The sequence below is a fragment of the Agrobacterium sp. rho-13.3 genome, from assembly GCF_033957765.2.
Lineage (GTDB): Bacteria > Pseudomonadota > Alphaproteobacteria > Rhizobiales > Rhizobiaceae > Agrobacterium.
Genome location: NZ_CP192774.1, coordinates 139,878 through 152,096, shown reverse-complemented (window position 1 = coordinate 152,096; position 12,219 = coordinate 139,878). Strand labels below are relative to the sequence as shown.

Genomic DNA, 12,219 nt, shown 5'->3' with positions numbered 1-12,219 from the left:
TTTTCTTTCTTTATCACGACATCGCATCGGCGATCAGCTCATCGGCGGCTTCGGCCAGCACATCATCCTGCGCTTGACCCACCACCGTTTCGCGGCCGATTTCCAGCATGACCGGCACGGCCAGCGGCGAGACATGTTCCAGCGCGCAATGGGTGGTGTGACCCTTGATTCGCCTTAGCATATCGCCAAGACGGCCAATGTCCAAAAGTCCCGATGCCGCATCGCGGCGGGTGGCTTCCAGCAGAATATGGTCCGGCTCATGGCTGCGAAGGACGTCATAAATAAGATCAGCCGACACCGTGACCTGCCGCCCGGATTTTTCCTTACCCGGATGGCGGCGCTCTATGAGGCCGGCGATGACAGCGCAATTGCGAAAGGTGCGTTTCAGCATGAAAGATTCGTCCAGCCACGCTTCCAGATCATCGCCCAGCATGTCCTCATCCAGAAGGTCTGAAAGGGACAGGCGGCCCGATTGCAGACGCAGGCCGATATCCTCGATGGCCCAGATGGCCAGCGAATAATCCGTGGCGACGAAACCCATGGGTTTTGCCCCTGCCCGCTCCAAACGACGGGTCAGCAACATGCCGAGCGTCTGGTGCGCCAGCCGCCCTTCGAACGGGTACATGACCATGAAGAAACGTTTGCGGAACGGGAATGTCTCGACCAGCAACTCATCGCGTTTGGGGATGATCGACTTTTCTTTCTGGATGGCCAGCCAATCGCGCACCTGATCCGGCAGCGCGTTCCAGCGGGCCGGATCGGCCAGCATGGAGCGAACCTGGTCGGCCAGATAGGTGGAGAGCGGGAACTTGCCGCCCGCATAGGACGGGATTTTCGGGTCCATGGAAAAGGCCTGGCTGACGAGGCATTCGTTCTCACGGATGCCTTCGAAGCGCAGCACTTTACCGGCGAAGAGGAATGTATCGCCTTGGACCAATTGTTCGAGGAAATGCTCCTCCACCTTGCCCAAGGACATGCCGCCACGACCCACCGTGCCTTTGGCGTTGCGCTTGACCATGCGGACGTTGAGTTCCGCCGCTTCGACGATGGTGCCGAGGTTGAGGCGGTATTGTTGCGCCACCTGCGGGTTGGACACGCGCCAGCGACCGTCTGCCATCTGGCGGATACGGGCGTAACGTTCATAGGTGCGCAACGCGTAACCGCCGGTGGCGGTGAAATCCACCACGCGGTCAAACGTCTGGCGCGGAAGGTTCGCATAGGGCGAGGCGCTGGTGACTTCACGGTAAAGCTCATCGGCATCGAAGGGTTCGGCGCAGGCCATGCCCAGGACGTGTTGGGCCAGAACATCCAAAGCGCCTTCGGCGATCGGCGGAGTGTCCTGCGCGCCGACATAATTCGCATCCAGCGCGGCGCGGCACTCCATGACCTCGAAGCGGTTGGCGGGCACGAGGATGGCTTTTGACGGTTCATCCATGCGGTGATTGGCCCGGCCAATGCGCTGGGCCAGACGACTTGCGCCTTTTGGCGCACCGACATGCACGACCAGATCGACATCGCCCCAGTCGATACCGAGATCGAGCGTGGAGGTGGCGACGACGGCACGCAATTTGTTGTCCGCCATGGCCGCTTCGACGCGGCGGCGCTGGCCCGCATCCAGCGAACCGTGATGCAGGGCAATCGGCAGATTGTCGTCGTTGATGGTCCAGAGTTCCTGAAAGATGCGTTCGGCCTGGGAGCGGGTGTTGACGAAGATCAGCGTCGTTTTGTGCTGTTTCAGCGCCGGGTAGAGATCCTGCATGGCGTAGCGCGCCGAATGGCCGGACCATGGAATACGCTCTTCCGTTTCCAGAATTGCGATATCAGGCTTTGCCCCGCCATCCACGGTGATGAGACCCGCGGGCGGTTCGCCCTCCATCTGTGGCGCGAGGTAGCGCTGCAAATCCATGGGATCAGCCACCGTGGCGGACAGGCCGATGGTGCGCATGGCGGGGGCGTGTTTGCGAATGCGGGCCAGCGCTAAGGATAACAGATGGCCGCGTTTGGATGTGACGAGCGAGTGCAACTCATCCAGCACCACATATTTCAGGTCTTTGAAGAAGCGTTCGGCTTCCTTGTTGGCCAGCAGAAGCGAGACCTGCTCCGGCGTGGTCAGCAGAATATCCGGCGGTTTCAGCTTCTGGCGCTGGCGTTTGTTTTGCGGCGTGTCTCCCGTGCGGGTCTCCACGGAAATCGGCAGGCCCATATCGGTCACCGGCTTCATGAGATTGCGCTCGATATCCACGGCCAGAGCTTTGAGCGGCGAGATGTAGAGCGTGTGTACGCCGACGAAGGCGGAGCCGGGTGGCACCTTGCCGCGCTGCGCAAGGTCTGTAAGTGAGGCCATGAAACCGCCGAGCGTTTTGCCTGCCCCGGTCGGTGCAATCAGCAGCATGTTTTCACCGCCGCTGGCGCGGGCCGAAAGCTCCAGCTGATGGGCGCGCGGGCTCCACCCTTTTTCAGCAAACCATCTCTGGAATGGAAGGGGCAGAGTGCCGACCTGGGTGCCGGTAATGGGAGGCTCTGTATGTTTCACACCTCTAAGGTAGTGAAAATCTTTCGAAAAAGAAGGGTGGTATAAGAGGTAAGTGCGACCTCTCCTCCGTATTCCGGCCTTGAGCCGGAATCCAGCCGACGCGCGTTTGCGCGTCGAGAAAAGTCCTTTCAGCCCAAGGACTTGGGCTGACTGGATCCCGGATCACGTCCGGGATGACGGAACATTGTGCCAGATCAGATCGCGATATAACGATCGTTGCGGTGATTGATCGCAAGCGTGAGGTTCATGATGAGCGCGCCGAGGATGGAGCAGACGATGACGGGAGGCGTTGCGATGAAGAAGGAGCCGATGAGCACCATACCATCAAAGCCCAGTTGCACGAAGCCTGCGCGCCAGCCCAACCTGTCCTGCAAATAAAGCGCCAGAATGCCGAAGCCGCCAAGGCTGGCGCGGTGACGAAACAGGGCCAACATGCCAGCGGCCACGGTCAAGCCGCCGAACATGGCCGCGGCGATGGGGTTGATGCTCTGGAAGGCGAAGAGCTGCGGCATGTATTCGGACAGCGTTGCCGTCAGCGCAATGGCGCAGAAGGTTTTAACGGTGAAGGCGAGGCCGAAACGGCGGAATGCCAGATAATAGAACGGCAGGTTTATGAGAAAGAAAATGAGGCCGAAACTCAAATCCGTGGAGTAATGCACGAGGAAGGAAAGGCCGGGCGTGCCGCCGGTCAAAAGACCGGCAGAGGAAAACAGCGTGATACCCAGCGAAATCAACATGCTGCCCGCAACCACGCCCTGCGCATCTTCCAGCACGGAATGGCGTGATGGCGTCGATGCCCACAGTTTCGGCAGCTTGCGCCCTGCAACGTCGCTCATGATCGTTCCCCAAATCCCCTATTGCCTTGTCTTTGCGCTGCAACGGGCGAAAATTCAAGAGATCATCGCACGACGATATAGCGATCCGAGCGGTGGTTTATGGTGAGGAAGATGTTCAGCACGAAAGCACCGACAATCGAATAGATCACCGTTTCCGGGTTGATGACGGCGAAAGCGGCGATCATGACGCAGCTGTCGAAGGCAAGCTGGATGAGACCGGCGCGGATGCCGAAACGATCCTGAATATAGATGGCCAGAATGCCGATGCCGCCAAGGCTGGCGCGGTGGCGATACAATGCCAGAAGCCCGTAACCCAGCAGCAGCCCGCCAAGCAGCGACGCCCAGAGTGGATTGATGCTTTCTATCACCATCCAGCGGGTTTCCAGCTCCGTCAGCACCGAAACAAGGCCGATGGCGATGAAGGTCTTGAGCGAGAAAGCCAGCCCCAAACGACGGAAGGACAGGTAATAAAACGGCAGATTGACGAGAAAAAACAGCAGGCCGAAGCTGATGCCAAAGGCGTAGTGCAGAAGAAACGCCACGCCCGCCGTGCCGCCGGTGAGCAAACCCACCTTGGCCAGCAGGTAAAAACCGAGCGCCGAGACGATGCTGCCGGTGACGATGCCCTGAATATCTTCCAGCGGCGCGTGTTTTGCCGGATCGGCACTCCACATGCCATAGACGCTTCTTGTGAATGCCATGCCGCGACCCCGAAGAGATTGACCCAATATCGTTGAAAGTGCCGTGCCTCAAGTCGGCTCGACGGGGTCTATTTTGCGCTGCAACAGAAGGCATTTCAATATCGATAAGTAAGCAAGGCTGACCTATCGATAAAAAGGCAAGAAACGAAAAGATCAGGCCGGTTTTCCGGCAAGAAACAGAATGCCGGACAGGGGTTTTCCGGCATCCTTGCGAATGGTGGTTTTCTGGGTTTCCAGGGTTTCCAAGCCAAAGGATGTCAGAAGGGTGCGAACATAGGTTTCCGAATGGGCGTATCGCAGCGATGGCATCAAAACGAAGCCGGCCTCATCGCCCGCATCTTCCACCGAAAACGCGAAGGTGCCACCCGGTGCCAGCAGCCCCAGAACCAGCGGCATGACCGTTTCCAGACTGCCCAGATACATCATCACATCGGCTGCGGCGACCAGATCGGCACGGTGATGCGGCAGGTCCGCGTTGAACAGGCCCGAAGCGTCAGCCTCCAGCGAAAGATCGGCTTGAGCGAGGTGATCATAAATGCCCTTGCCCTCAGCCTTCGCCAGCATGTTGGTGGAAATATCAAAACCTTCCAGACGCTGCGCCCATGCGTGCACCTCTGAACCCAGCAAGCCGGTGCCGCAGCCGATATCGACGATGCAGCGGAATTTGTCGTTGGCGGGTTTTGCCGTTTCAATCAGCGCGGCCAGCTTTTGCGGCACGCTGTAATCCAGCTTTTCCACCAGCGAGGTTTCGAAACGGTCTGCATAATCATCGAACAGGCCTTCGACATAACGGCTTGGTGGCTGTTCCGGGGTTTTGGCGGCACCCAGCACGGCGAGTTTGAGGGGTGCGGCGAAAATACCTTCCGCGTCCAGCTCTGCCACTTTCTCGTAAGCCGCGATGGCGTTTGCCGTCTGACCCGCTTTTTCGCTGTATTCCCCCAGCCGAGACCAGCCTGCCGCCCAATGGGGAGCGAGCTCCAGCGCCTGCTCGATCAGCTCTGCGGCGGCGGCGTGATCGCCGCTTTCCGCCAACATACGCGCATAATCGGCACGGCGGTCTGCAATGACATCGCCGGAAGAAAACTGGTTGGTGGCCATGCGCGGTTTCCTGAAAAGAGGTTGGCTCTCTTTTATCAGGCCACAAAAAAACTCAAGTCCTATTTCATGGCGAGGCTGAAAAGCTTGCATAGAAGACGTGTGCTTCATATGTCTGGCATTGAACAAGGAGATAATGCCGATGGCTGGTGAGGTTGATAAGGTGCTGGGTGACAGCGTGGCGCGCACGATCGTAAAGTTGCTTGTCGTATCGCTGATCGTCGGTTTTGTGATGGCAGTTTTCGGCCTGACGCCGTGGGGCATCATTTATGGTGTTCGTAATTTCGTGCTGGACCTGTGGTATTCGGGCTTCCGTGCGCTGGGCAGCATTGGCGATTATCTGTTGGCGGGTGCGATCATCGTTATTCCCGTTTTCATTATTCTCCGCCTTCTGAGCTATCGTCGCTGATATGACCGAACAGTCTTTATTCACGCTTTCACGTCGCGGTTTCGTGCTGGTTTCCGCAGGCACGGCGCTTTCCGCCTGCGTTTCCATGCCCACCAACAAGGGCGTTGCCTCCGGTGCGCGCGACGAAACGGCCGCTTCGCTTCCCATGGTCAACGAGCTTCGCCGCTCCAAAGGTCTATCCACCCTGTCTGCCAATAGTGCTGCGCAACAGGCGGCAATCTATCAGGCCAGCCGTATGGTGAAGGCCCAGAAGATGGCGCATCTGATTGGCCTGACGGACAGCTTTCTCATTCGCATGAAAGACGGCAACGTGCCGCTGCCTGCCGCCGAGAACGTGGCCGCCGGACAGGATACGGTCGAGCGTGTGGTGAAAGCCTGGATCGGCTCTCCGCACCATCTGGAGAACATGCTGGGCAATTATGGTGGGCTTGGTGTTGCCGTGGCGTATGATGCGAGCGCGAAGAACCGGCCTTATTGGGCGATGGTGTTGTGTGCGTGACACTCCGTCACCCCGGACTTGATCCGGGGTCCAGTGCGATCAAGTCCTTGATCGCTAAAGACTCTTTCCTGCCGCAGACGCGGCACCGCTGGATACCGGGTCAAGCCCGGCATGACGGAAGTGTAGAGGGAAAGGCCGCGTCTTAAATCGTCCGCTCCGCCCACTTTTCCACCGCGCTATCGCGCAACTCGCGAATATTCGCCACGCCATCCCGTGCCATGAGGCTCGAAAGCCCGCGCACGATTGTGCCCGGCAGGCCTGGACCTTCATAGACCATGCAGGAATAAAGCTGCACGAGATCGGCCCCTGCGCGGATTTTTGCCAGCGCGGTTTCGGCAGAGGATACGCCGCCAACGCCGATGATGGGCAGGTTCGGGCCGACGCGTTTGCGCATTTTGGCAAGAACCGTGGTGGACAGATCAAACAGCGGTTTGCCGGAAAGGCCGCCCATCTCGCCATTGTTCTGGCCGGGGCGCAGGCCATCACGCGAGAGCGTGGTGTTGGAGACGATCAGACCATCGAGATCGTGCGACAGGGCTTCGGCGGCGATATCGTCCAGCCCTTCTTCGGTCAGATCAGGCGCGATTTTCAGGAAAACCGGAATGGGGCGGTTGAGCTTTTGCGCTTCGGCATCGCGTTTTTCCAGCACGGCTTTGAGAAGTGCAGACAGGCTTTCCCGCGCCTGCAAATCGCGCAGGCCCGGTGTGTTGGGCGAGGAAATATTGGCGGTGAAATAGGAGGCGACCGAGGCGAAGGTTTCGATGCCTTTCACATAATCCCCGATGCGGTCTGCGCTGTCCTTGTTCGCACCGATATTGACGCCGACGAGGCCGCGCAGGCCAGCGGCGATAAGCCGGGCGAGTGCTGCCGCATGGCCTTCATTGTTGAAACCGAGGCGGTTGATGACGGCTTCGTTTTCCACAAGGCGGAAAATGCGCGGCTTTGGGTTGCCCGATTGTGCAAGCGGCGTGACCGTGCCGATTTCGGTAAAACCGAAGCCGAGTTTCAAAAGCTGTCCCGGCACTTCCGCATTCTTGTCATAACCCGCTGCCATGCCGAGTGGATTGGGGAACACGAGGCCCGCCACGGTTTGCTGCAAGCGTGGGTCATGCGGCACATGGCAGGTGGGCATAAAGCCACTGCGCAGCGCGGTGATCGACATGCCGTGCGCCACTTCCGGATCGATCAGAAACAGGCCGCGACGGCCAATCGAGGAAAAAATTCCGCTCATCATGCAATCTCCGGAAACTGGTGGGCACCATCATCATCAAGCGTCAGCGGCGTTTCCCACAAAACGGCGCTCAACGGCAGGTCTGCGTACAGATGCGGAAACAGGGCGCCGCCGCGTGAGGTTTCAAAAACGAGCTTATCACCCAAGGCCGCGCCATCAACGGCCAGCAGCAGAAGATCATCCTGACCGGCAAAGTGTTTTTGCGCGGTTTCCTTTGCCTGGGCGGCGGTGGAGAAATGGATATAACCATCCGTAAGGTCGATGGCTGCGCCCTTGAAAACACCCGCTTCCTTTGCCTCTCGCCACAGGGCGTTCGGCACGATCTTGTAAATGAGCGTTTTGGAACTGGTTGGGGGCGTTTCACTCATGCGGCGTCTCCTTACACTTTGGGCGGTTTGCCGCAAATGGCATCGATTGTCCATTACTGCACACAGATTTTTGCGTATCCGCCGAAATGTGAAGGCTTGACGCCGGGTGAAACTGCGCCAAAGATAAGTTTTACATGAAATGCTCTTGGGAGGGGGCGCGGCATGTCACAACTTACGATTATCATTGCAGATGACCATCCGCTGTTCCGTGGCGCATTGCGCCAGGCGGTGACCGGGCTGGACGGCGACAACACGATCATCGAGGCGGGCGATTTCGACGCGGCGCGGAAAGCCGTTGAAAATCAACCGGATGCGGATTTGATGCTGCTGGACCTTGCCATGCCGGGTGTCAGCGGTTTTTCCGGGCTGATGGCACTGAGGGCCGAGTTTTCCAGCCTGCCTATCGTCATCGTGTCCGCCACGGATGATCCCGCCACCATGCGCCGGGCCATAGAACTCGGCGCATCCGGTTTCATCTCCAAATCCTCGGGCATCGAGGATATTCGCGCCGGAATGCGCGCCGTGCTGGAAGGTGACGTGTGGATACCCGCATCCTGTCAGAGCGGGCAGGATCACGACCCTAACATGGCTGACCTCATCAACCGTTTGCGCACGCTGACGCCGCAGCAAAGCCGCGTGCTGGGCATGTTGGGGGAAGGTCTGCTCAACAAGCAGATTGCCTATGAGCTGAGTGTTTCCGAAGCCACGATCAAGGCACATGTCTCGGCAATCCTGCTGAAGCTGAAAGTGGACAGCCGCACGCAGGCGGTCATTCAGCTTTCCAAAATCAACATGTCGGCGCTGGTGGCGTAAAGCGCAGAGGAGCAAGGATTTTATTCCTTTTTCGCTTTACTCCTTTCATCTGTTTGTCTAATTTAAAGCAGGTATTGAAGAGCCGCGTGACGACGCAGCTCCACCCGGGCGCGCAACCATGCTTTCACATGATAATATCTGGAGTGCAATCGACACGCTTGCCGACCGCAACCAGCTGACGCCGTCCGGCTTGGCGCGGAAAGCGGGCCTGGATCCGACCTCGTTCAACAAATCCAAGCGGCTGGGGCCGGATGGGCGCCAGCGCTGGCCTTCAACGGAATCCATTTCCAAAGTGCTGGAGGCAACCGGCGCGACAATCGACCAGTTCTTCGGTTACGCTTTGAGCCATGCCGGCAAGAGTGGCCTGCCCGAAGGCAATTTCCCGCCCCAGACAGGCGGCATTCCCCTGCTCGGTTTTGCGCAGGCTGGCTCTGGCGGTTTCTTCGACGATGGCGGCTTTCCGGCTGGCCAAGGCTGGGATGTGGTGGATTTTCCCGCCTCGCCCGGCCACAAGGCGGGTTGCTACGCGCTGGAAGTCCAGGGCGACAGCATGATGCCGCTGTACCGCGACGGTGATGTACTGATTGTGGAACCCGGCGCACAGGTGCGGCGCGGCGACCGCGTGGTGGTCAAAAGCCGTGAGGGCGAAGTGATGGCCAAGGTGCTGGCGCGGCAGACGGCAAAAACCATCGAGCTTTTTTCGCTCAACCCCGAACACCCCAATCGCAGCTTCGATCTGGCCGATGTGGAATGGGTGGCCCGGATTATCTGGGCCAGCCAGTAGCGTGTTCTAGAACAATCCATACGGGAAATAACGGCGGTAGATTTCCTCCAGCCGCCCGTTGCGGGACAGCGCTGCCAGCGCCTGATCGAAGGCCGGAACCAGCTTGTTTTCCGGGTCGACCGTCATGATCGACAGCCCCTCGCCTAAAAATTTGTCCGACATGTAAGGACCGTCGAACATGACGCAGCAATTGGCTGATGCCGTGCCCGCGACCCAGAACGGCAAGCGCAGCCCATCGGCAAAGACGGCATCGATTTTGCCGGTTTTCAGCGCTTCGTACATCGGCTCATAACCACCGAAACCGTTGACCGCGACTGCGGGGAAAAATGCCTTGAGCATGGCTTCGTGGCGGGAGTTGGTGACAACACCCACCTTTTTGGCGGCAAGCGCACTGGCCGCCGATTGTCCGTTCAGCTTGACCGATTTATTGACGGCAAACCGGGCGGGCAAAAGCAGATAAGGCCGGGTGAAGCTGAAGCTTTTGCGCAGATCCGCGCTGGACGCAACGCCGGACATGACCGCCTCGCCCTCGCCCATTTCCACAGCCGCTTCCAGCTCGTCAAAAGGCAGCGCCTGCACCTGGCATTTGCTTTCGATCTTCAGTTGCGCACAAATCTCGCGGGCAAGATCGACGTGGAAACCCACCAGCCTTCCATCCTGATCGGTAAAGTTGAACGGCGGAAAATCCACCGACATCACAATGCGGATACGCGAGAGGGTCGACAAATCTGCGCCGGGCAATCGTTCCTGCGCATCGAACAGCACTGGCAGACGACCACCCTGCCCCAAGGCATCCGCGCTGACCGGAACAGCGGCAAAAAAAGCAACCGCAGCAAGAATACTAGTTATTTTCAGGGATGCAACTAGAGGGCGCATGTGTATGATCCGGCGCAGGGCATTGATGTGGTATCACCGTTTTGGTGAATGAGTATGTGTATGTCGCGTTTTGACGAGTATACACAAGAATCGCAAAACGCGATGCTTGTGCAGGACGAAATTGTTGCGTTCAATCCTCTGGAAGATGATCCATTCGCGTTCCTCAGCAGCAATCCGGCGGAAGGCAATGATGTCGCTTTTCTCAAAACACTTGGCTTGGGAAAGCCCTATATCGATAGTTTTACCGCGCACGCATCACGCAACGGCTCGACGTTCGAAGCCGAATTGCTGGCCAGCGGACTGGTCACGGAAGATGCCTATTTCGGCGCTTTTGCAAGGTTTCTGCGGCTGGCCTTCGTGCCGGAACTCAACGCGACCATCGTGGTGGATACACCTTCGTTGGATGTCCAGCTTCTGGACACCAGAATGGTTCGCCTGTCGCCGGATGACAGCAAACCGCTTATCGCCATCGTACCGGATGTCAGCAGCATCGAACGGTTGAAAAACGCATTGGACAGCAGACCGGGAATTTGCGCCGATCTGGTCGTGACGACACCCTCTGCGCTGCGAAAAGCGGTGTGGGAGGCCGGATCGGAAAGACGCACCCGCCAGACCATAAACGCGCTTTTCGATGCAACACCGCACCATTCGGCCCGCATCACCTTGCATGGAAAACAAGGCTTTGTGCTGGGCGTCGGTGCAACCATTCTGTGCGGCTCGATGCTGCTTTCTCCTCCGTTGACCTTTCAGCTTCTGCACATCCTGACCGCGTCGCTTTACACGGCGGCAGTTCTGTTCCGGCTGGTGCCCCTGCGGTCCAAACCGGCGCGTCAAACGCTGGTCTTGCTGGCGCAAGCCCCGGAGGAAAATCTGCCGGTCTATACGATTCTCGTTGCGCTTTACCGGGAAGAGGCGATCGTCGAGCAGCTTGTCAACGCGCTTGATCGCCTGGACTGGCCAAAATCCTTGCTGGATATCAAGCTCGTCTGCGAAGCCGACGACACAGCCACCATTGAAGCGATCCGGCGTCTCAATCCCGGAACTCATGTCGAAATCGTCGAGGTGCCGCCATCCCTGCCACGAACAAAACCGAAGGCTTTGAGTTACACACTCGCTGGTGCGCGCGGTGAATTCATTGCGGTTTACGACGCTGAGGATCGCCCCCACCCCAAACAGTTGCGCGAGGCACATGCGCGCTTTCGCTCCGCGCCTGACCATCTGGCCTGCTTGCAGGCACCGCTGATCATCAGCAATGCCAACGTCTCATGGATCACCTCGTCCTTCTCGCTGGAATATTCCGCCCTGTTCAGGCGCATGTTGCCCATGCTTGCCCGCATGAATATGCCCTTGCCGCTGGGCGGCACATCCAACCATTTCCGCGCTTCGATTTTACGCAAGGTCGGCGCCTGGGATCCCTATAACGTGACGGAGGATGCCGATCTCGGGATGCGGCTTTACCGGCTCGGCTATTCGTCGGATGTCATCAGCTATCAGACCCTGGAGGATGCCCCGACCGAGATTTCCGTGTGGATGAACCAGCGAACCCGGTGGTTCAAAGGCTGGCTGCAAAGCTGGCTTGTCATGATGCGCTCGCCCATTCGGGTTGCACGAGAAATGGGTTGGCGGGCCTATCTTGTTTTCCATTTATTGATCGGCGGTATGCTGCTGTCATCCCTGACCCACCCGCTGTTTATCGTCTATGTTCTGGCGATGGGAAAAACGATCTGGACGGACGGAACAGCCACGTTGCCGCCATCACAACTCGCCCTGTTTGCGGTCGACACGCTGAACATCCTCGCCAGCTACACAATTTTCCTGCTGATGGGCACCCGCGCCATGATCCCGCACGAACGCGGCCTCATCGGCAGGCGATGGCTGGCCACCCCACTCTATTGGCTCATGCTTTCCGCCGCCGCATGGCGCGCTGTCTATGAGCTTCGCTGTAAACCTTTTGTGTGGAACAAAACACCGCACAGGCCGGTGGTGCGGAAATGAAATATGGCTTCTCAGCGATAAAAGGCCATTGCGCAGATCATCATTCCGCTGAGAATACTATGTCCATCCTTCAATAATG

12 protein-coding genes are annotated in these 12,219 nt (G+C 58.3%); 5 read left to right on the top strand and 7 right to left on the bottom strand.

What is annotated here, in order from left to right; genetic code table 11:
* Window positions 1-13: 13 nt before the first annotated feature.
* The 4 genes from RMR16_RS00735 to RMR16_RS00720 all read right to left on the bottom strand — a co-directional run bounded on the left by RMR16_RS00735 (window position 14) and on the right by RMR16_RS00720 (window position 5,168).
* The gene (locus tag RMR16_RS00735) at window positions 14-2,533 is read right to left on the bottom strand and encodes a ligase-associated DNA damage response DEXH box helicase (protein ID WP_320201320.1); all 2,520 of its coding nucleotides are present in this window, start codon (window positions 2,531-2,533) and stop codon (window positions 14-16) included.
* A 194-nt stretch (window positions 2,534-2,727) separates the two neighbouring features.
* The gene (locus tag RMR16_RS00730; protein WP_320201319.1) at window positions 2,728-3,369 is read right to left on the bottom strand and encodes a YitT family protein; all 642 of its coding nucleotides are present in this window, start codon (window positions 3,367-3,369) and stop codon (window positions 2,728-2,730) included.
* Window positions 3,370-3,431: 62 nt separating this feature from the next.
* Window positions 3,432-4,043 carry a YitT family protein gene (locus tag RMR16_RS00725; RefSeq protein WP_320201331.1) on the bottom strand — a complete coding sequence of 204 codons (612 nt, stop codon included), beginning with the start codon at window positions 4,041-4,043 and terminating at the stop codon, window positions 3,432-3,434.
* A gap of 180 nt (window positions 4,044-4,223) precedes the next feature.
* Entirely contained in the window at window positions 4,224-5,168 is a 945-nt protein-coding gene (locus RMR16_RS00720; protein ID WP_320201318.1) for a class I SAM-dependent DNA methyltransferase, read from the bottom strand.
* 139 nt (window positions 5,169-5,307) lie between these two features.
* Here RMR16_RS00720 and RMR16_RS00715 point away from each other — a divergent pair, with 139 nt between their 5' ends.
* Together RMR16_RS00715 and RMR16_RS00710 are read left to right on the top strand one after the other, a co-directional pair.
* A complete protein-coding gene (locus RMR16_RS00715) occupies window positions 5,308-5,574 on the top strand; it encodes a DUF6460 domain-containing protein (RefSeq protein ID WP_320201317.1) in 267 nt (88 codons plus the stop codon).
* A gap of 1 nt (window position 5,575) precedes the next feature.
* Window positions 5,576-6,073, top strand: a complete 498-nt coding sequence (locus RMR16_RS00710) for a CAP domain-containing protein (protein ID WP_320201316.1) — start codon at window positions 5,576-5,578, stop codon at window positions 6,071-6,073.
* A 142-nt stretch (window positions 6,074-6,215) separates the two neighbouring features.
* Here RMR16_RS00710 and RMR16_RS00705 read toward each other — a convergent pair whose 3' ends face one another.
* Together RMR16_RS00705 and RMR16_RS00700 are read right to left on the bottom strand one after the other, a co-directional pair.
* Window positions 6,216-7,304: a quinone-dependent dihydroorotate dehydrogenase gene (locus tag RMR16_RS00705; protein ID WP_320201315.1), complete on the bottom strand. Its 1,089-nt coding sequence runs from the start codon at window positions 7,302-7,304 to the stop codon at window positions 6,216-6,218.
* Complete coding sequence (locus RMR16_RS00700; protein ID WP_320201314.1) at window positions 7,304-7,672, bottom strand: DUF952 domain-containing protein; 369 nt, start codon at window positions 7,670-7,672, stop codon at window positions 7,304-7,306. Before RMR16_RS00700 ends, RMR16_RS00705 begins: the two co-directional genes overlap by 1 nt.
* A 162-nt stretch (window positions 7,673-7,834) precedes the next feature.
* Here RMR16_RS00700 and RMR16_RS00695 point away from each other — a divergent pair, with 162 nt between their 5' ends.
* Both RMR16_RS00695 and RMR16_RS00690 read left to right on the top strand, forming a co-directional pair.
* Window positions 7,835-8,485 carry a response regulator transcription factor gene (locus RMR16_RS00695; protein WP_320201313.1) on the top strand — a complete coding sequence of 217 codons (651 nt, stop codon included), beginning with the start codon at window positions 7,835-7,837 and terminating at the stop codon, window positions 8,483-8,485.
* Window positions 8,486-8,603: 118 nt separating this feature from the next.
* Window positions 8,604-9,269 carry a S24 family peptidase gene (locus RMR16_RS00690; protein ID WP_320201312.1) on the top strand — a complete coding sequence of 222 codons (666 nt, stop codon included), beginning with the start codon at window positions 8,604-8,606 and terminating at the stop codon, window positions 9,267-9,269.
* A gap of 6 nt (window positions 9,270-9,275) precedes the next feature.
* Here the strand turns inward: RMR16_RS00690 and RMR16_RS00685 are convergent, their stop codons facing one another.
* Complete coding sequence (locus tag RMR16_RS00685) at window positions 9,276-10,040, bottom strand: transporter substrate-binding domain-containing protein (RefSeq protein ID WP_320201330.1); 765 nt, start codon at window positions 10,038-10,040, stop codon at window positions 9,276-9,278.
* A gap of 165 nt (window positions 10,041-10,205) precedes the next feature.
* On the opposite strand from RMR16_RS00685, the gene RMR16_RS00680 reads away from it, so the two are divergent.
* On the top strand, window positions 10,206-12,140 hold the full coding sequence (locus RMR16_RS00680) for a glycosyltransferase family 2 protein (protein WP_320201311.1): 1,935 nt from the start codon (window positions 10,206-10,208) through the stop codon (window positions 12,138-12,140).
* The last annotated feature ends 79 nt before the right edge of the window (window positions 12,141-12,219 follow it).

Excerpts from the sequence above, each read along its gene's own strand:
- RMR16_RS00730 (WP_320201319.1), bottom strand. The coding sequence starts at position 3,369 with ATGAGCGACGTTGCAGGGCGCAAGCTGCCGAAACTGTGGGCATCGACG.
- RMR16_RS00725 (WP_320201331.1), bottom strand. The coding sequence starts at position 4,043 with ATGTGGAGTGCCGATCCGGCAAAACACGCGCCGCTGGAAGATATTCAG.
- RMR16_RS00720 (WP_320201318.1), bottom strand. The coding sequence starts at position 5,168 with ATGGCCACCAACCAGTTTTCTTCCGGCGATGTCATTGCAGACCGCCGT.
- RMR16_RS00715 (WP_320201317.1), top strand. The coding sequence starts at position 5,308 with ATGGCTGGTGAGGTTGATAAGGTGCTGGGTGACAGCGTGGCGCGCACG.
- RMR16_RS00710 (WP_320201316.1), top strand. The coding sequence starts at position 5,576 with ATGACCGAACAGTCTTTATTCACGCTTTCACGTCGCGGTTTCGTGCTG.
- RMR16_RS00705 (WP_320201315.1), bottom strand. The coding sequence starts at position 7,304 with ATGAGCGGAATTTTTTCCTCGATTGGCCGTCGCGGCCTGTTTCTGATC.
- RMR16_RS00700 (WP_320201314.1), bottom strand. The coding sequence starts at position 7,672 with ATGAGTGAAACGCCCCCAACCAGTTCCAAAACGCTCATTTACAAGATC.
- RMR16_RS00695 (WP_320201313.1), top strand. The coding sequence starts at position 7,835 with ATGTCACAACTTACGATTATCATTGCAGATGACCATCCGCTGTTCCGT.
- RMR16_RS00690 (WP_320201312.1), top strand. The coding sequence starts at position 8,604 with ATGCTTTCACATGATAATATCTGGAGTGCAATCGACACGCTTGCCGAC.
- RMR16_RS00680 (WP_320201311.1), top strand. The coding sequence starts at position 10,206 with ATGTCGCGTTTTGACGAGTATACACAAGAATCGCAAAACGCGATGCTT.